This is a genomic window from Microbacterium invictum, from assembly GCF_034421375.1.
GTDB lineage: Bacteria > Actinomycetota > Actinomycetes > Actinomycetales > Microbacteriaceae > Microbacterium > Microbacterium invictum_A.
On the sequence record NZ_CP139779.1, the window covers coordinates 671,644 to 690,500 of the forward strand.

The 18,857-nt window shown below is 65.3% G+C and carries 16 protein-coding genes; 1 reads left to right on the plus strand and 15 read right to left on the minus strand.

Annotated elements, in window-relative coordinates; all coding sequences use genetic code 11:
* Positions 1-11: 11 nt before the first annotated feature.
* The 10 genes from T9R20_RS03245 to T9R20_RS03285 form a co-directional block, all read right to left on the minus strand.
* Positions 12-1,016, minus strand: a complete 1,005-nt coding sequence (locus T9R20_RS03245; protein ID WP_322411127.1) for a zeta toxin family protein — start codon at positions 1,014-1,016, stop codon at positions 12-14.
* Positions 1,013-1,267, minus strand: a complete 255-nt coding sequence (locus T9R20_RS03250) for a hypothetical protein (protein ID WP_322411128.1) — start codon at positions 1,265-1,267, stop codon at positions 1,013-1,015. The genes T9R20_RS03245 and T9R20_RS03250 overlap by 4 nt, the downstream gene beginning before the upstream one ends.
* Positions 1,268-2,185: 918 nt before the next feature.
* A complete protein-coding gene (locus tag T9R20_RS17065; RefSeq protein WP_416182936.1) occupies positions 2,186-2,584 on the minus strand; it encodes a DUF6527 family protein in 399 nt (132 codons plus the stop codon).
* On the minus strand, positions 2,574-3,776 hold the full coding sequence (locus T9R20_RS03255) for a ThiF family adenylyltransferase (protein WP_322411129.1): 1,203 nt from the start codon (positions 3,774-3,776) through the stop codon (positions 2,574-2,576). The genes T9R20_RS17065 and T9R20_RS03255 overlap by 11 nt, the downstream gene beginning before the upstream one ends.
* Complete coding sequence (locus T9R20_RS03260) at positions 3,751-4,008, minus strand: multiubiquitin domain-containing protein (RefSeq protein ID WP_322411130.1); 258 nt, start codon at positions 4,006-4,008, stop codon at positions 3,751-3,753. The genes T9R20_RS03255 and T9R20_RS03260 overlap by 26 nt, the downstream gene beginning before the upstream one ends.
* A 53-nt stretch (positions 4,009-4,061) precedes the next feature.
* A complete protein-coding gene (locus T9R20_RS03265) occupies positions 4,062-4,220 on the minus strand; it encodes a hypothetical protein (protein ID WP_322411131.1) in 159 nt (52 codons plus the stop codon).
* An 80-nt stretch (positions 4,221-4,300) separates the two neighbouring features.
* Positions 4,301-5,308, minus strand: coding sequence for a hypothetical protein (locus tag T9R20_RS03270; protein WP_322411132.1), 1,008 nt, complete (start codon positions 5,306-5,308; stop codon positions 4,301-4,303).
* Positions 5,295-5,954 carry a hypothetical protein gene (locus T9R20_RS03275; protein ID WP_322411133.1) on the minus strand — a complete coding sequence of 220 codons (660 nt, stop codon included), beginning with the start codon at positions 5,952-5,954 and terminating at the stop codon, positions 5,295-5,297. The genes T9R20_RS03270 and T9R20_RS03275 overlap by 14 nt, the downstream gene beginning before the upstream one ends.
* A complete protein-coding gene (locus T9R20_RS03280; RefSeq protein ID WP_322411134.1) occupies positions 5,951-6,472 on the minus strand; it encodes a sigma-70 family RNA polymerase sigma factor in 522 nt (173 codons plus the stop codon). Before T9R20_RS03280 ends, T9R20_RS03275 begins: the two co-directional genes overlap by 4 nt.
* Before the next feature lie 440 nt (positions 6,473-6,912).
* Positions 6,913-8,721 (minus strand): hypothetical protein, encoded by a 1,809-nt coding sequence (locus T9R20_RS03285; protein ID WP_322411135.1) that lies wholly within the window; start codon positions 8,719-8,721, stop codon positions 6,913-6,915.
* A 159-nt stretch (positions 8,722-8,880) separates the two neighbouring features.
* Here T9R20_RS03285 and T9R20_RS03290 point away from each other — a divergent pair, with 159 nt between their 5' ends.
* The gene (locus T9R20_RS03290; protein ID WP_322411136.1) at positions 8,881-9,564 is read left to right on the plus strand and encodes a helix-turn-helix domain-containing protein; all 684 of its coding nucleotides are present in this window, start codon (positions 8,881-8,883) and stop codon (positions 9,562-9,564) included.
* A gap of 188 nt (positions 9,565-9,752) precedes the next feature.
* On the opposite strand, the gene T9R20_RS03295 is transcribed toward T9R20_RS03290, so the two are convergent.
* From T9R20_RS03295 to T9R20_RS03315, 5 genes are all read right to left on the minus strand, one after another.
* The gene (locus T9R20_RS03295; protein ID WP_322411137.1) at positions 9,753-11,207 is read right to left on the minus strand and encodes an SIR2 family protein; all 1,455 of its coding nucleotides are present in this window, start codon (positions 11,205-11,207) and stop codon (positions 9,753-9,755) included.
* 640 nt (positions 11,208-11,847) lie between these two features.
* Complete coding sequence (locus T9R20_RS03300) at positions 11,848-14,322, minus strand: DEAD/DEAH box helicase (RefSeq protein WP_322411138.1); 2,475 nt, start codon at positions 14,320-14,322, stop codon at positions 11,848-11,850.
* Positions 14,322-16,274: a site-specific DNA-methyltransferase gene (locus T9R20_RS03305; protein ID WP_322411139.1), complete on the minus strand. Its 1,953-nt coding sequence runs from the start codon at positions 16,272-16,274 to the stop codon at positions 14,322-14,324. The genes T9R20_RS03300 and T9R20_RS03305 overlap by 1 nt, the downstream gene beginning before the upstream one ends.
* A gap of 277 nt (positions 16,275-16,551) precedes the next feature.
* Positions 16,552-17,691: a hypothetical protein gene (locus tag T9R20_RS03310; RefSeq protein WP_322411140.1), complete on the minus strand. Its 1,140-nt coding sequence runs from the start codon at positions 17,689-17,691 to the stop codon at positions 16,552-16,554.
* Between the two features lie 44 nt (positions 17,692-17,735).
* Entirely contained in the window at positions 17,736-18,788 is a 1,053-nt protein-coding gene (locus tag T9R20_RS03315) for a hypothetical protein (protein WP_322411141.1), read from the minus strand.
* Positions 18,789-18,857 lie beyond the last annotated feature (69 nt).

Below are 18,857 nucleotides of genomic sequence, written 5' to 3' on the forward strand. Positions count from 1 at the left end.
CTTCTGGTCCGTCAGAGCGAGATGCCGCGGTCGACGTCGGGGGTCGAGACCGACGGGCCAGGCCGACGCTCCGGACGGCTCTCGACTTGGCTCGCCTGTCGAACAGCGAGGAGTTGTCTATCGAGCGCAGCTTCGGCATTCGGGCGAGCCTGCGAATCCTGGGGGAGAGGCAGGGCGGGCACGACCTCGCGGCGACCGATCTCATGGAGCTGGACCAGGACTTCGCCGAGCGGGGCGGGAATCGGCCGAAGCGACAGTGCGAAATCGGTCGTTGCTCGAAGCTCGGATAGCCATCGCATGGCGCGTGCTGGGGATAGTGGTGACTCGCGTGCGAGATCGAGAGCGGCGAGGGCGCCGGCGAAGCCGCGCGGGTCGAGTCGGGGTTCATCGAACAGTGCAGTTCCGTTGCGGTCGATGATGGTGAGCTGGTCAACGCTGGGCGCTGTCTCAAGAGTTTCGATCAGTGCGCGGCTGTCGAGGTAGAGCTTGTCGTGGTCTGCGAGCGCGGTGAGGGGAGACGCGCGACCCTCGCGGCTGTCGAGCAGGTACTTCGATGCCAAGGCGAGCAGGCTCTCGGCGCGGGGCACGGCAACCACCGCGACGGAGGTCTCGAAGCCGCTGGTGCTGAACAGGCCTGTTGCAGCTAGAGCAACCTCCGGCGTGCTGAGCGTGCCGTCGAGGAGCAACGATCGCTTGTCGGTCCTCGCGTGCTGGAGTGCGCTTCGCATCCATCCCGAAGCAGAGTCCTGCAGGATGCGCGCGCCCTCTGGTGAGCGGTCACGCGACAGCTTGAGGTACCGGGGGTGGAACGTGCGCAACTCGGTCGCGCTCAGAACGGCAACCGCGCGGCCGTTGGAGAGCTGACCCGCAGCACGTGTGACCGCGCTGCCGGGCTGACCCACGACGAACGTCATCTGCGGCGACTCGCTGCGCGGCTCGTCGGGAAAGACGATCGGCACGATCTGCTCGTCGAATATCCGCTGCGCGGCCACTTCCGTGAGGACGGTGTCACTCATTGCCGCAACCCCTCGAGCTCAGCAAGTCGCGACTCGATGTCGGTGAGGAGTTGGTCCACGCGCGCTCGGTCGAAGCCGGAATCAAGCAGATCGCGGCGAAATCGCTTCGCCTCGTCAAGGGCGGCATTGGTGTCGAGCGCTCCTGTGCGGGAGAGATCGAGCAGCAGCGCGACGACGTTGCCTACTGCTTCGCGAGCGAGATCGAACCTCGCAGCGTCGTTCGCGCGCCACGCCGACGTTTCGACCGTCATCGATCCTCCTGCCCGGATTCTATCCGTCCGGGTGGAACGGACTCTCGGCATGCAGCGCGGACGGCTTCATCCCTATGAAGGGCTTCCGCGTGCGATCCGGATGGTCAATGTCGTCGGCTCCGACGTAGCATCGACTCGCGGCCGGAGATTGGGGACGACATGTCCGGGCGCTGGCATCCGATTCTCGCGGCGGTCGAGGGGGCCCGACCGGTACGTGGCGGATACTCGACGGCTTCGGCCACGAGTACGGACGCGTTGAATTGCGACGCGTCAACGGTGGCGCCGATGCTCGCTACAAGGCGTACCTGCGCGGCGACCACATCGGTTGGGCAACCACGCTTCGCACAGCGTGCGAGCGCATCCATGCCGCCTATCTCCTTCAGCACGGCCCCGGGGGTGGGGCGATCGCCGACTGGGGTGAGCTCACCGGCCACGGTCGTCGAGATTGACGTGCGCACGCGTCAGTCAGTCCTTGCCGACTGGCGAGCAGGATCCTCTTACGAGCAACGCCCGGAAGGGGGGCGTCGCCCGTCCACCGTTGCGTGCGCTTCGTATCCATTGACGCAAGGGCCGATGCGAGCTCCCGTGATGATCCTGACCGGCGGGCTCGGCCGCGGACGACCCACGGAGACGGGTCAGCGCGATTCGAGGGACTGCCTCATATCACCGGTAAAGCGGTCACCCCGCTGGCTGGCATAGGAGTACTGCACAGGCCATCGCCCACATCCGAGCACTCGTGGGGGTGCTGCTGCGCTTCGACAGTTAGTGGGAAGTTGGCTCAGGCGGTGCGGTTCGCCGGTACATCTCGGCCCGCGACCGAGCGGGGCCGGCAAATTCGAAGCTTCAAATCGTCCCTTCGCGCAAGGCCGGACGCGGTTGACTCGTCACCGGCGCCAAGGGTGGAATAGCGTCGCCGTCTCAGGGTCGCTGGCTGAGTCGGCGCCACAGCCGCCGCCAGAACCCGACACGCTCGCGGGACCGGAAGTACGATTCCAGGTCGCGCTCGTCGCTGCGTCTGGCGGTTTCCACTCGTTCACGGTCCCACGCCCGCGCCCACTCCACGCGGCCCCGGGTGATGAAGTAGTGGGACCGGCATGGGAAGTCCCAGTTGCCGACCGACGGTCGCAAGGTGACGCCGGCTTCGCGGTCCTCAATACGCCACTCCGCCGGGCTCAGCGGAAGGAACACCTTTGTTCCGCATCCGCACGCGCATAGGTGCGCAGTGATTGCGAAGCTCTCGCTGATGTAGAGGGTGTGCGGTTCCGGTGCGCGCGGGATGTACTCCACGAACGCGGGGGTGAACGACTCACTTCGCATCGGTTCGGGCCTCGTTCATGAGACGGTTGCCGTCCAGGGTGTAGGTGCTGGTGATCTCGTTTTCGTAGTCCCGGTAGAAGCCGAGCGTCTTCTTCCAGCTGATGACTGCGTGGGCGGCGTTCAGCATGTTGAGCTCGACGACTTGGATGTTCTGGTCGTAGATGTTGTCGTCGTCGGTGAAAGACAGATTCGCGTCGACCCATTCCATAGTGTCGGCGCCAGCGTTGATGCGGGTGGTGCGGACGAGTCCGCCGAGGGCGCTTCCCACCTGGTCGATGCCCATGCCGGTGTCCACGAAGGAGATACCCGAGCGGATGAGGTGGTCGATGATCACCCGCTTGCTCGGTCCGGAGTCGATGGCGATGAACACGAAGTCCATCTCCTCGAGCAGCCCGGCGTTGTCCTCCGTGACGTTCTCCGGGTGAGGGATCACGTGTTTGTGGAGTGCGCTAGTCACACGGTGGTGGTGGGCGACTTTCGTGGGAGCTTCGAGGAGCTGTTCGAGGGGTGTGGCGCCGGGCGCGCGGAAGGCGTTGTGCGGGTGGAAGTCGTCGGCGTCGAACAGGTGGATCTCCGCTGCGTGGGTCTTGATCACGGCGTCGAGGATGTACGACCCGGTGCCGCCTAGGCCGATGATGGCGACCCGCTGGCCACGGATCTTGTCGGCGGCGGCACCGATGCGTGCGCGGCTCGTGGCTGAGTCGAAGTACTGGTGGACGGACTCGTCGCCTTCCGTAGCCATCGGCGCGAACGTCTCCACGCGGACGTCTGGGTCAACCCGGTGGACCTCGGTGAGCAGGATGCTCGCGTATGTGGTCAGCTTCTCGTAGTAGTCGGGGTACCCGGCCGGCGGTTTGTGGGAGAAGCCGCAGCTGGCTACCACCTCCGACCCGAGCTCCACGGCGCTCGGCTGGTGCATGAGCGCGGTGAGCGGCTGGGCCTCGCTGTCGCAGGGCACGTCACCTGGGGTGCCGGTGGCGCCGACGAAGAAGACCGTGTGGTCGCCGACAGGGTTTGTGGTTCTGTCCCCGGCGGATTCGAGTGTGGTGGCCAGACGCCCGCGGGCGATGTGACCGTCGGTGGTGACGTAGGGCACGCTGAGGGTCAGCATGTTGGAGACGAACTGGACCTCGTACCCTTCGTCGACCAGGCGCCTGAGGTCGTCGCTACGACTTAATAGTTGCCTTGACATTGAAGACGGTGCCCTTCCTCTTCACTTCGACGGACTGGCCTGCGGTGAGCGTGCCTTCCTTCGGCTTGTGGGCGTTGTAGTAGGTGACCGTGAACCGGGTGTCGGCGGCGGGCGGATCGGGGTAAGCCAGCGTGATCACCTCCGCGTAAGTCACTGTGTCGTCCGGCACGTCGTAGGCGGTGCCGCTGACGATGATCTCGATGCTCTTGGGGTTTTTCGCGTGGTCGTTCATGTGTTGCTCACTTTCGGGTTGAGGAGGAGCGGCCGCGCGTGCGGCCGCTCCTGTCAGTTCTTCTCGTTGCGTACCCCCTTGTGCTGGTTGGGGCTGCCGTTCATGATCCGACCTGTTGCGGTGTCCCGCTTGAACCAGGTGCCGTTGTGCTGAAACTCGCTCCGGCCGCGCACGGCGCCGGTGCGATGACCACGTCCGGTGTTCTTCGCCACGTCCACTCACCCCCTTCCCGGAGGCGGCTTCGGTGTGCCTCCACCAAGTAGTCGAGACAGGACGGGGAGGTGTAAGCGGGTCAGCGGCAGTCGACGCAGACGCCGTCTTCGAGGAGTGCAGGCCGGTACAGCCGGAAGCACTCGGTGCACGACTGGTCAGATGCGGTCGCGCGTTCGCACTGGCAGAGACCGCAGCTCGGGCAGTACGGCTTCTGGCAGGTGGGGCAGGGGTAGCCCCGCACCTGGAAATCCGTGCCGCAGCAGTAGCCGCGGAGGAGAAGCCGAGTGTCGAAGGACCGGTCGATAAGCGGTGCACCCGTCCCAGGTGTCCACAGGTCCGTGTCAGCGAAGACGCACACGATCTTCCTGCGTGTCACGAGCACGTCGACGTAGAAGTCGTCCTCGCTCCATCGGCCGCGCCACGTGATGCGCTCGATGCGGGTCGCAGCATCGGGCAGCTCGAGCAGATGGTGGCCTTCGGGGAGCCGCTGGCCGCGCCACGGGATGACGGCGGGCCAGCCCCGGTCGGGATCCGGGCGGACGCTGGCGTCGGTGACCTCGCCGCTGACCCGGTCGATGAGCGCGATAGCGCCCATCCCGCGCAGGTGCTCGGCGACAGCAATCATGCAGACCGGGTGGCTTGCCTGGGTGGTGTCGAACAGGTCAATGATGTGATGCGCGCGCACGGGGCCGCGCCCGACGAGTTCCGCCGCGATCTGTGCCGGCAACAACAGCTCGCGGGCGAACCGGTCGCAGATTGTCTCCAACATCCGGCCGTCCACGTCATTGTCGGCCAGCCAATCCAGCACCGGGTCCAGTCTCCCGACCACCCAATGCCCGAGTTCGTGGGCGAGCGTGAAGTTCTCACGCCGATTTCCTGTGGGCCGGTACAGCACCACACCGTCGTCGAGGAACGACATCCCGTCGCAGAACCCGCCGTCATCGCGCGCCCGAGCAAGGTCCGGCGCTGGTCTCACGACCAAGTCGAGCTGCGACGTCAGAGTGAGAAGCGGATTGCTAGGGAACAGCGCGCGCACGTCGGCGGGAACTGCCGCTACGGCAAGGCGGACACAGTCATCGATGTTCACTGGCGTCTTCGACCGTGCGCACCAGAGCGTCCAGGGCCCCGAGAACCTGCTCCGGGTCAGGGAGTTGCCCCCGGTGAACCGTCGCAGCCATACGGCTGTCGAGCTCTGCGCGTGCGACCGCCAGCGCTATGTGCCGCACCCGAGCCCATCGCGCGACGATCTGCTCAAAAGCCGGCGCCAGCCGGACGGCTTCAAACCGGTCCGGCCCCGAACCCGGGCCTTGTATCAGCCCGTCGACCTGAGTACCCAGTTCATCGGCAATGGCCTGGACGAGGGCCGGGGGGACATCGGCGGCAGCGCTCTGCCACCGCACGACGTCCGCGGTCGAATGATCCCAGCCTCTGGACCTGAGGCCCTGCGCCAATACGCTGGCGGAAATGTGTGCGCGTTGCCGGGCTCTTGCGAACGACTGTGGATCCAGCGAACACTCCCGGTCTGGCACCAACCCGAGCAACGCCGCGACGGGATCCTCGTCCAACGGCGGTGCTCCCTGCGTCGCAAGCCACGCCGCTTCCGCGGTGAACAGCAACGCGTCCAGCCGCTCGACCACGTCGGAGTCGGCGTGCGAGTCACGCAGCAGCGCGTCCCGCTGCTCGGGGTTCGCGACAAGATCGGCGAGGAGTCGGTCAAACTCGTCCTCGTTCACCTGGTCACGCCCTTCCTCACAAGATCATCGTTCAGCTTCTGCAATGCCTGTTTCAGGATCTGGTTGACCCGTGGGCGGCTGACACCGAGCTCCTCTGCCAGTTCACCCTGCGGCCGCTGATTCTGGATGTGTTCTCGGACGATGTAACGCTCACGTTCGTCCAGTACGGCCATGCTGTCCCACAGGTGTGCTCCGGCGCGAGCCGCATCGACCTTCTCGTCCACGTCGCCGATAGCGTCCTCGCCCGGGTCGGTCTGGTCGTCGTGGTCCATGTCGAGCGTGCGACCGAAGTGCCGGACGTCCGCCGCGCGGATACGGTCGTACGCCTTGTTCTTCACTACACGCACCAGGAACGCCTCCCAGTTGTGGACGCCCGTCGGCGGGTTGGCTGCCACGGACAGCATCGCCTCACCGACCACGTCGTCCTTCTCATCCTGCAACCCGACTTCACGCAGAACCGATGCGGCCACGCGGTGAAGCGTGTCCCTGTGCCGCAGGTAGAGAGCCCCGATGTCCACGAGTACCTCTACACGTCAACCAGTTCAGGCATCAATTGTTCTCTTTCCACCCTGTAGTCGAGACAGGCGCTCCACCTGTAAGAGTTTGTGGTCCTGATTGTCCGATCGAGGCGTGCGCCGTAGGTCGCACGACACACCCCGTCCAGGCTTCCCGCAGCCAGGCCATGCATCGAATCAACCGCTGGCGTGCCAGCTGGTCGTTCCATCAGGTGGCGCCGCCCATCCGGGAGGTGAATGATTCGGAAGCCAGATTTTGGGCGGCGCGCGCGGTGGGGAGCGGTCGCGAGCGGCTGTCAAAATGCGCGTCCGCCATCCGTAAACGGGCACTGCACGTAAGGGGTTCGGCCGTTGCGGTCGCGGCGGCTGCGATTGCGATTGCGATTGCGACTGATGGTCGGATGTCAATCGCGGTTGCCGGGCGCGTCCGGCCTAAGGATGTGTCATCGGTGTGACTGCTCGCGGTGTTCGGTGCGGTGAGTCTCTCTTGCGATGGTGACGGAGGTTGTCGCTGAGGCGATCGTCGTCGTGCCTGCGATGGCGGTGATGCTGATGGGGATGACTGACCTGGGGGTGAGATTCTTGGGTATCTTGACGGTGGCGGTGAAGGTGCGCTTGGTCGGGTTGTAGGTTGCGCACGTGGCGGTGTTTCCACGCAGCGTCACCTTCACTGCGCATGTGGTGGACAGTTGTTGGGCGAGGGTTGCGGGGATGGGTTTCCCGCCGGACCCGGAGAGGGTGAACGTCACCGGCACGGCCGACCCGGCCTTGGTCTTGGTCTTGGCGGGCGGGCTCAGTTTGGTGACGGTGAGTCCGACGACGTAGTCGACGGTGACGGTGGTGGTGTTGCCGGCGCGGTCGGTGGCGGTGCAGGTGAGGGTGCGCGGCCCGGGGGTGGAGGTGTTGACGGGTTGGCAGGAGGACGAGGCGATGCCCGACCCGCCCCGATCGGTCGCGTTGGCCTTGACGGTGACCTTGCTGCCGTACCAGATCAGGCCACCCTTCAGGGTCGGGCGCAGGGTGGGGGCGGTCTTGTCGATCTTCACCGGGTGGGTCGCGGTGCCGGTGTTGCCTGCCCGATCGGTGCACGATCCGGAGAGGATCTGCGCGCCTTCGCCGACGCTGGTGGTCGTGGCCTGGCACGCGGCAGGGTCGATGCCGGAGCCGTCGCCGTCGGACCAGTTCCACGACACCGTCACATCGGTGTTGTTCCACCCTGCCGCGTTCGCCGCCGGAGCCTGAGCAGCCGACGGCACCGGCGCAACCTCATCCACCGACGCCACCCCCACGATCGCCATCGAGAGGACGTAGCCAGCGGTGATCGCGACGACATTTGCCAGACCGGCTGGCACGGCCGACTGGCCGAAGAAGTTGCTCCCCCAGGCGGTGACCGTTCCGTCGGAGTGCAACGCGAGGGAATGGTCGCCGGCGGCGATCGCGACGACATCGGCGAGCCCGGCCGGCACGGCGGTCTGCCCGGAGACGTTGCTCCCCCAGGCGGTGACGGTTCCGTCCGAGTGCAACGCGAGGGAATGGAGGTAGCTGGCGGCGATCGCGACCACATCGGCGAGCCCGGCCGGCACGGCGGTCTGCCCGGAGCCGTTGCTCCCCCAGGCGGTGACGGTTCCGTCCGAGTGCAACGCGAGGGAATGATCGAGGCCGGCGGCAATCGCGACCACATCGGCAAGACCGGCCGGAACGACCGTCTGTCCAACGGAGTTGTCTCCCCAGGCGGTGACCGTTCCATCGGAGTGCAACGCGAGGGAATGGTCTCCGCCTGCGGCGATCGCGACCACATCGGCGAGCCCGGCCGGCACGGCCGTCTGTCCCCAGATGTCGTACCCCCAGGCGGTGACCGTTCCGTCCGAGCGCAACGCGAGGGAATGGTATCCGCCGGCGGCAATCGCGACCACATCGGCAAGACCGGCCGGAACGACCGTCTGTCCAACGGAGTTGTTCCCCCAGGCGGTGACCGTTCCGTCGGAGCGCAACGCGAGGGAATGGAATCTGCCGGCGGCGATGGCGACCACATCCGCCAGACCGGCCGGAACGGCCGTCTGCCCGAAGGCGTTGTCTCCCCAGGCGACGACAGTGCCCGAGGTCGCGGACGCGCCAGGGGGGATCGTGCCGACCGGTGCGGCGGACGCGGCCGACGCGGCGGTCATCGCGAAGACCACCCCGACCACGGCCGCGACAGCTACGCCGCGCAGACGCACAAGGGCCGGCGCACCGACCTCAGACGAAGATCGCACCATTGAGATCACTCCCTCGAACCAGCGCCCCAGACGCCACCGAGAAACGGACGAAACAGTCCGCTGTGTCATCGTGGCACACGGAAGGCACGCGCGCCAGATCTCCCGCCACCGGTTGCGGTCCGATGGAACGCCCTGGTCGCGGGCTAGCCTTGGGCAGTGGCCGACGACCGGAATGTGCAGCGCGCGGACGCCCGCCGTAACCGGCAGGACCTGCTGGCCGCCGCGGGGCAGCTGATCGTGGAGCGGGGCACGGACTTCCCGATGAAAGACGTCGCCACCCGCGCCGGGCTCGGCGTCGGCACCCTGTACCGCCACTTCCGCGACCGTCACGACCTGTTCGCCGCGCTCGCTGCCGAAGCCGCCGCGAGACAGAACGCGATCGCCCTGACCGCGCTGACCGCGCCCACCGGGTGGGATGCGATCGCCCAGTACCTGGACGGGTGCGTCGCGCTCTACGCGGAGCTTCCGTGGATGCTCACCATGCGGGCGGAGTACCGATACATGCGGCTGCCCGACGATGCCGAGGTGGATGCCGGCCAGGAGATCGTCGACCGCGCCCACCGCGAGGGCGCACTCCGACCCGACGCCGGCATCGTCGACATCGCCCTCGCCGGAACCATGCTCGCGGGCATGACCTTCCTCCCCGAGCCCGTGCGCACCGCAATGATCCCCCGACTGCGCGACATCATCCTCGACGGACTGCACACCAACCGCGGCGACCTCACCGCACCGACCAGCACCGGACTCACCGCAGAAGAACTCACCGCAGAAGAACTCACCGACATCGCCCGTGCGCAGATCTCAGCCAGCCAAGGCTCCCCACAACGCCAGCACCACTGACCTCGCGCGATCCTTATTCGGGCACTGCACGTACGCGGGACCGCTACGAGCGGCCGACCTTGACTGGGCTGACCGGTCCCCGGGCAATGACGCGGCAGTCCCTCTAACTAGCCGGCGGCGATGCCGCCGCATGTACTGCCGCGCCGCCCAACCCGCCCGACCGGTGTCCACCGACGCCCGTCAGAGTCCTACAAGATTCCGTCCAGGAATTCAGAGTGCTGGGGAACGATACCTGGGCTGAGCGACGCTAGAACAGTTCGGTGTTCCGCGGCTAGACCGGGGGATCGCTGAGCTCGTTTGGACCCTGACAGGGCGGTCGCGCGAAGCCATTCCTTGGGCGCCTGTCCGAGGTTGTCTCCTTCGCGGAGGTAGTCGCCGACGCTAGACCCGACGTCAGCGGTCCACCATGGCGCTTCAAAGACTCGGTGCGGGTTGGTTCGGGGTGAACGGTAGGCAGGATCGCCGAAAACCTGAACGATCGGGATTCGACGGACTTGATCGTCGTCGAGCAACAGCGACAGAGTCCCGATCATGTAGCCCTCGATGTAGCAGGCGTCGTAGTAGCGGCGAAGACCAATGGCCTTGACAAAAAGATGAGCGTAGTTGTGAACCACTGCCGCAACGCGTTCGGGATCTGAGTACTCGCCGCGCGTTCGAAGCAGCCGTACCCTTCCGAGGGCAGCAATCAGCCCGTCCTGGTATGACTGTGTGAAAGCGCCGAAGGCTCCGGGGACCGCGACCAGCTCCTCGGACGCTACGTGGGCTCCCAGTACGACTGAACGCAGCCACTCCGCTCGATCGAGGTTGTCATCCGGAACGTGATGGCCGGAGTCCTCGAGTCGACTCTTGAGAATGTGGGCGAAGTGTCCTCCATCAGTTCGCAGGTGCTCGAGACCAAACTCTCCAGCAACGGCTGCGTCTACGGGCGTAACGAGGTAAGCGCGCCGCCTCAAGCGACCCATGCGTTCGATGACAGTGCTGTAGACGTTGCGAAAGTCTGAGTCAGACAACGAATAGCCGACAAAGACGATCGTCTTGGTAGCGAGGTAGTCCCGTAGCTTCCCGCCCATGACTGACTCCATGAGATCGGACGCGCGGCGATCATAGTCTTCGCTCGTCGCTACGATGCTGGACAGGTTCGATACGGATCCGTGCAGCTTCATCACCCGTCGCCCCGGCATGCCGAAAAAGGCGAAGTCCTCATCGAGCACGAACGGTCTGGCGCCCGAGAAGCGCTCAAAGAAGTCATCCCAGTTCGTTGTGAACAGAGCATCCAGCTGAGTGATCGTTGCGATTTCTTGGTGAAAAGCAGTCGTGCGATTCAGGAGGGACTGGAATGTGTAGACATAGTCGAGTCGCTCGATCAGGGTTCGGATAAGGTTGGCCCTGCCGAATCGATCCTCGAAGTCCTGCATGACCTCAGGGAAGGAATCGTCGGAGGGCGTGTCGCGAAGGCGCGCTTCGATCTCCTCATAGAAGGTTTCCGGGAACAGTCCCGGCTTCTCCGTGGAGATACCTGCGCCAGCGAACACCACTAGCTCCCGCTTCCGGGCCGCATCGACGATCTCGTCTGGCAGGTCGATCGGATAGTGGGTGGAACAGTTCGCGCACCCCTCCCGAAGCGGCGCCGAAGCAAGCGACATGGCGATCCTTCCTCGCGGTGACGTCGAGCATGTTCGCCGGCGGTTGACCGCCCCAAACCGCTTTCGGAACGCCGCTTGCCCAGGGGATCAGCCAGCAGTCACGAGCATACGGTCCAATCCGTACCTCCATCCTGTGGGTTATGGCCCCGGGTGTCGGTGACGGCGGCGCTGGATCCCTCTCCGGGTAACGCTCGTAAGCGGTGCGTCGCGAGCGGCCCCGGCATGCTCGACAGCCATCCCCATCCGCGCAATGCGCGTAGGCGGTACGTCGCGTGCCCCGCCACAAAGCCGGGTGGCGGCGATCCCTCCCGCAACGGTGCGTGCGATCAGCCGACAGCCGCGTCCTTCGTCCCGTTGGGTCTCATTTCGATGCCGCGAAGTAGTCCGTACTACGGACCCGCTTTCAGCTCCGCGCGCCCGTATCCCCCTCCGGATTCGTAGAGCGGGGCGGCGCTGGCGTCCTCGTGAGACCAGGACGAGGGAGCCGTGAGGCTCGACATACTCGCGCGTGCTGCGCTTGTACGCCTCACGACATTCTTCGCGCCAGTCGCTCCGGTCGGGGCCACCCATGCACCGCCACTCGCGCGAGTCCGCGTCTCGGTTGGGCCAGAACCGATTGGGGTCGAACGCGCTCACGCCTTCACTCGGGCTCCGTCACGATTAGCAGGCTCGCCCACGACCCCGACGCCGACTTGATGTCGCTCTCCGTCGCGAACACGTACCGCCACGTCCCGAACTGGCCGTCGTCGCGCACCGAGCGAGCCCACTTCACGGCGGCGTCCTTCTTGCGAAGCACGTCGGCGTCGTTCGAGTTCTTGTCGGACTTGCCTTCGATGAGCCAGAACGTCCCCGTGGTGTCGAGGGCGATGAAGTCGGGGAAGTAGTTGCCGTCGGTTGGTGTGGGGATGAACGCAGGGCCGTTGGTGTAGATCCGTAGCCACCACTCGATCGACGGCTCGCGGTCCAGCAGGTGCGCGATCGCCCATTCGGTTGTGCCGGCGTCGAACGTCGCAATCGGCATGACGTTGCGCTGCCAGCCGGCGAATTGCACGTGCTTCACGAAGACGTCGTTGTACGCGTCCTTCGCGTCCGGTTCGACGAGGACCGGTTCGATCGGGAGCTCGACGGCCACGAGCTCGTGCTGCTGCTCCCGTTTCCGGCCCGCGTACGCGGCGGAGATAAGGTTGGCCATGCCTGCGACGGCCTGGCGTCGGCGCAGCTCGCCCCACTCCACGGTAGTCGTCTCGTCGTTCACGCCCGCGCCCTTGAGGAACGCCCTCACGAGACGCTTGGCGGCGTTCTTCTCCGCTCGTTCTTGCATGACACCGGGGTTCCGGAAGATCGCCGTCACGAGGTCTTCCCGCACCGTGTCGATGATCGTGAGTTCCTGCTGCGCTTCAGCGTGCTCCTGCGGAGAGATCTTTATTTTCACCGCTTCGCCATCTCGATCACCGATGAGCGCATCGCGGAGAAGGAACGTCGGAACCTCGGTGATGAAGCGGGCACCCGCGGCCAGCGCGTCCCCATCCGGAATGTCGGAGAGCGTGAACCGTGCGTACGTGAGCTTGGATTGGCGCCGCGGGAACACTATCTGCGGCGCCCCGTCGACGCGGCCCATCGGCTGCGGAGTCGGCTTGAGCTGATACTCCGTGGTCTCCACGATCTGGATACTGTCGAGAGCGGCTTCGTCCTCGGTACCCGAAGCGCTGGGCAACGGAACCGAGATGGTCGTGCCAAGCGTTCCAGTCGGCGAAGGAGCCTCACCGCCCAGAGTCTCAGCTACCGCTCCTTCGCCGTCGCTGACGATCGCGGGCATGACCGGCGGAGTCGCTGCGCCCTGGTCATCTGTCGCCACCGCGGACGACGGCAGCTGGATGCGTTGCGCGAGCACGTCCTTCTGTGCAAGCAGTTGCTTGTACGAGTCATGAGCGACCAGATCCACCTGGTCGACCGCCGGCGATCCCGTCCGCGCGCCGAACGGGAGACGCAGGCCGCGCCCGAGGATCTGTTCGGTGAGAGTCTGCGACGCAAGCTTCCGGAGCGCTACGATCACCGCGATGTTGCGCACGTCCCAGCCCTCGCGAAGCATGTTCACGCTGACGATAGCTCGGATAGGCGAAGCCTCAGACTCGACCTCGGCCAGGGCCGTCAGCGCCTCGTCGGAGGACTGTGACGTGATCTCTAGGACCGCTCCCGGATCCCCGATGAACCCAGGCTGTGCGAGCAGCTGCCCCACCTCGCCGGCGTGCTCGATGCTGCTCGCTACGACGAACAGTACCGGCCGAACCGCGGCCGCGTCGCTCGTGATCGCTCGGTAGGCCGCATAGGCGTCCTGCTTCGCCCGCAGGAGCTGGCAGGCGTCGGCGAGCTGCGTGCGCTCGTCTTTCGTGCCGTCCTTGCGGTACACGATTACCGGAACCTTCACGTGCCCATCAGCGATCGCCTCGCCCAGCGTGTACTGGAACACGATCTTGGTGAGGTCTGCAGGGCTCGGTGTCGCAGTGAGACCAACGAGCGCGACCGGGCGCAGGTCACGGATCGCGCTCGAAAATGCCTTCGCCTTCTCGTGATAGATGTGGTGCTCGTCGGCGATGACGAACAGGTCGTCGGCTTCGTCCAGGTATTCGTAGAGCGCGGCGCCGAGGTACTCGTCCGTGTCCCGCACCTTCCGGGACACCTTGTCCGTCGGGCGGATCAGCTGCTGGACGTTGAACACAAACACCTTCAGCGCGCTGGGATCGCGCAGCGCGGCCGCCACGGATCCGGCGCGGAAGTTGTCCGGCGTGATCACCACCGGCACGTGCTCGGCACCAGCGACGTACTTCGAGCTCGCCTCGTCGAAGTTGTCGAGCGTCTTCTTTTGGATCACGCTGCCCGGTGTCACCACGAGCGCGTGGCGCGCGCCCTGTGCGGCCAGGTAGTCGATGAGAGACGACATGAGGAATGTCTTGCCCACGCCGGTCGCGAGGTCCGCGACAAGCTCCGTGAACGTGCCGTCGGCGACTTCGATCGCGCGGACGATCCTCTCAAGTGCGAGGCGGTTCGGTTCACGTAGGTCGAAGCGTGCGGCGATCTCTGCCAGGAGTGCCTCGTCGTAGGTAATCTGCACAGCCATCACTTCACCGTCCGCTTCGGGAACAGGTCATCGGGTGCCTTCCGGATCCTCGAGCCTGGTGACTCTTCCGCAAGGAGCTGAGCTGCTTCGGGCAGGACGGCCTTGGCCACGATCACCGCTCTTTCCCGCTCCCCCAGGCTCTCCAGAACTGTCTTGACAACGATCTCATCCGCGACCCCGTCGACCACCGCGAGGCGTTGCCGGCCACGCACGCCGCAGAACACCGTGTGGTTAGGAGTGAGCGTGAACCGCAACTGCGCGGCGACAGATTTCGACCACGTTCCGTTCGTCGCGGCCGGTGCCAGGAAGACGTCGCCGTCGTCGTCCATCTCGTACATCGAGGGTCCGACGACCATGTGCGTGAAGCCGCCACCGCCGTGCCAGATGGTCGTCCTCGTGTCGCGCGTCTTCGTCGCAGACCGGAGGGATTTCAGCACGGCTGCGTCGATCGGTGTGGACTTCGACACCTTGTTCAGCAGGCGGGTGAACTCCTGCGCTTCTGCAGGGGTCATGCCGTCAGGAAGCTGTGCATCCGCGGTGCGCTCGACCGCAGCCGAGATTCCCCCGACGTCCTCACCGCGGACGACCTTCGTCAGTCGCGCCTTGGTGAATAAGGTCACGGTGCTTGGCAAGAGCTCTGACGTCACCCAGCGGCGCCCCATCTTGTGGGCGACGGCCGCCGTGGTGCCAGACCCCGCGAAGTAGTCGAGCACGACGTCACCGGGACTCGTCGAGACGTGGATGATGCGCTGCAGGAGCCTCTCTGGCTTGGGTGTCGCGAATGCGTTGAGGACGGGGAACAGGGCCTTGATCTCGGCATTCGCCTCGCGGTTGTGCCCGACTGTGGCGTTGCCCCACCATGTCGATGCCACCAGCCCAGAGTTGGGGATGTAAGACTTTCGCCCGAGCCCCCCTGTCCCACCGGACCGGAGAACGATCTGAGGCCACGATCCCTGCGCGTATCGTTCCTGCGCGACATGCCTTGCCTCGCGCAGGGGAACGGCGAGCATTACCGCACGCACCCCGCGCCGCACTTCGGGCTCTTCTACCCCGCAAAGGGCGGCGCGGGTCGATTCGTCACTGATGTCGCGCAGCTCGTAGGGCGCGTATTCGCTCATGAACCGCAGGACCTGGCTCTGCTCCGTCCACCAGCACCTTCCGCGGGCGGGATACTGCAGCTCGCCAGTGATGGGGTGCTGGATTGCGTAGACCATCCCCTGGTGGGTGCGCGCGCCGGGAGCCGTGGGATTGTCGTCGAACCAGGGCGATGGGTCTTCGTCAGGGGCGGAGAACCGGGCGTCAGACTCGGCCGTGCGCGGCAGTCGATTCGGAGCCCACGCGGCAGATGCCCGGTACACGAGGATCGTGTCGTGGTCGACGGATAACTGCTTCGCATCATTGCGCGTCGAGTCCGCCTTCTGCCACGCTACTTCGGCGACGAAGTTCTCAGAACCGAACACCTCGTCGAGGATCACGCGACAACGGTGCGACTCGACGTGATCGAGATGCACCCAGACGGACCCATCCATGCGGAGCAAAGGCTTGGTCTGCAGGAGCCGATCGCGGAGCATCGTGAGCCAGATCGAGTGCTCGATGTTGTCCTCGTAGTGATCGAAGGCCTGACCGGTGTTAAATGGCGGATCGATGTAAACGAGCTTGACCTTGCCGACGTACTTCGCGGCGAGCTCGGGAGTCTTCGCGAGTGCGTCGAGTGCATGCAGCGCGTCGCCGGTGATAAGGAGGTTGTCCGTGGTCGGTGCCGGCAGATCATCGGGCCGCTCCTCCGGCGTCGGCGCTGAGATGCGTTCGACCTCGTGAAGCAGACGAACCTCCTGCACGCGCGGGTCAGCGGGGTCGACGAATGCGTAGTCGTACTTCCCCTCGCCCGTCGAGATGAGCGACCGATGCTTGTTCGTCCAGGTGAGCTCGAGGCGGCCACGGTGCGCACTCATGCGCGGATCCGGGACGCGTGCGTCGTGGTCTCGTTTAGGCGGGGCATATTCGGCACTTGCTCAACCTATCGGCGGCGTCGGACCTTGCTGGGCCGACCAGGCGGAAACCGCGAAGAGTTACTGACGCTGGCACGTTGAGGCGGCTTCAGACGGCGCGCGCGAACGAGATACGCGGCCTTCGGATCCCGCAACGGGCCAGGCCCGACTGAGGCACCTCTGCGAGCCGCGACAAGATCGGAGCCGTCAATCGCTCGGGGCCGCATTCCCTCGCGGGGTGCTAGCCATCGGCGAGGGGATGGCTCTCTGAGGTACTGCCGGCCCCGTCGATCTCGAGCATCGGCGCATCGTCCGCGTCGCGGACTCGTGAGACGACATCTTGAACGAGCGGAGTCAACTGCGACCATGTCGATGGGTCTGCGCCGAACAACCCCGTATCGTCCTGTGCTGCTACGGCGCGTCCGCGACGGCGAGGAGACTTCTGTTCTGAAAGCCGGGCGGCGATTGCTTGGTGGATGTCTGCGCCGGCTACTCGGAGATTTCTGCGCCGCAGACGCCACGCGCCCGACGTGGTCGGTCGTACCAAACCAGCTGCGGCGAGGATCTCCATGGCGGTGCGGGCGTCCGTGACTGTCCCGTGCGCGTACTGAGCCATGAGTGTCTCGGCGACCTCTTGGTTGGTTACCGTGATCTCTTCGGCGCCCACCCCGAAAGCCGAAGGAAAGACGCTCGACCAGCGGCGTGTCGCCATGTAGAGGGGCGGGACAGGATCGTTCATGAATCCGTAGCGAACCTTGTTAGGCCCGAACAGGTCGGGTGCCACCTTCAGCGCATTGTCGAATTCTCCGTAGTTGGGATGGCGGTCTCCGATGAACAGAGAGCCGTTGATCGACTTGTCGGGCCATTGCTGAAGGACATAGCGGTCAGAGTTCTGCGCGAACTGGATGAGCACGGGGCGATGGGCTGGCTTGTATCCGTGCTCGGGGTCGTCGAGGCGTTCGGCGAGAACGCGACGGACCGCCGCCTCGGCGTCGTCGATAGGAGTCAGGAAGATGACGTCGACATGGCTCACCGCGGTCATTCCGCCTCGAGCGTTGGGGAGTGCTTCGATCCCGTCGTATCGGAGGAGTTGCGCGCACAGCTTCTCCACGGAGTTGTCGTGGCGGGCGATGTTCGCGATCTCGGCGACTATCCCCGTGCCGTCGGTGAACAGGACCGAGAAGTCCGGTGTCGCCACGCGACCGTCCGCGTGGGGTATCCGGGGATAGCGTTCGAAGTGCGAGACGGTGCTCGGGAGCTCACGGGTTTCAGTGAAGAGCCAGTGATAGATCGAGACGATGTCGACCGAGCGATCGTAGATGCGGAAGTCGGCGATCAGCCGGTCAGGGTCAAGTGGTCCGCCGGTGCCTCTCGTCGACACTAGGCATCCATGAGGTCATAGATGGACACCGGCTCACGCTCGGGTCAGTTCGCAATGGTTGTAGCGCCGAGCTGCTCACCTAACCGCTGCGAGATCCTTGCCAGCGCCGCCGGGGATGCCCGGTACCCAGGGTAGATGTCGATCGCATCGTCGCGGGTAACGAGCACGTCGAAGTTGGATCCGTCGTGCTCGTCAGTCACCGCGAAATGAAGGTACGGATTCCGATGGAAGACCGCCATTGTGACGTCGGTCATGGCGTCAACCAGACGCAGGAGTTCGCCCGTTTCTTCGGGAGTGCGTAGCAGCGGGTCTGGCAAGGACACTGTGATCGCGGTAGGCATCGAGGCCGAGGTCCGCTGCCGGCCAGAAACAAGACCGCGGCGCAGTGCGGTTGCTTCCGCGAGGCGCGACAGGATCTGGTCCGCGAATAGTTTGAAGTTGCCCGAGTAGTAGGTCGCCCCGGCGACGCGACGTACGTGAATCAGCATCGTGTCGGCGACGTTGAGGGTAATCGTCTTGACTGCGGCGCCGAAGTGTTCGATCTCGGCGATCTCTTCGAGGTGGGATGGCCGCATCGCACCGGCTCGCGGGGGGAAACCGCGGTTGATCGATGAGCCGTCGGCGACGACTCGTGCTGCGACGCGCACGACTTCCACGTTGCCGAATTCCGATAGTCGATCTCCGATGGCTGTGAAGTCGGCATGGTTCAAGAAGCAGCGGGACACTTCACGCGCGCTCTTGATCCATCGCTCGACTCGCTGCCATCGCGCATGAGTACGCGGGAGACCGGAGAAGATGTGGAACACCCCGGGGTGCTCTGTCGCCATGGCTGCGAGGATCCACGGCCCGTCGTCGTCCTCGACGCGGATGAGCTCGAGAGTGTGGAGCCGCCGGCGTTCGATGCTGTTCGCCTTTACAGGCAGATCGTCGAATGGGTGCTGACCTTCGGTGAAGACGGTCTCGAAAGCGACCGCGACCGCATAACCACCGTTGAGTTTGACGGCGCGAGCCACCACGTCGGAGAGCTGGAATGGTCGAGATTCGCCCTCTGCCCACAGCACAGCGTCAAGCGGTGCAAAGCCCGCGCTGCTCGCCACCAGGCCCCCTTGCTCTCGACGCCGTCATCCCACGGGCCGTTGCGTCAGCATATTGAGGCCCGAGGACAA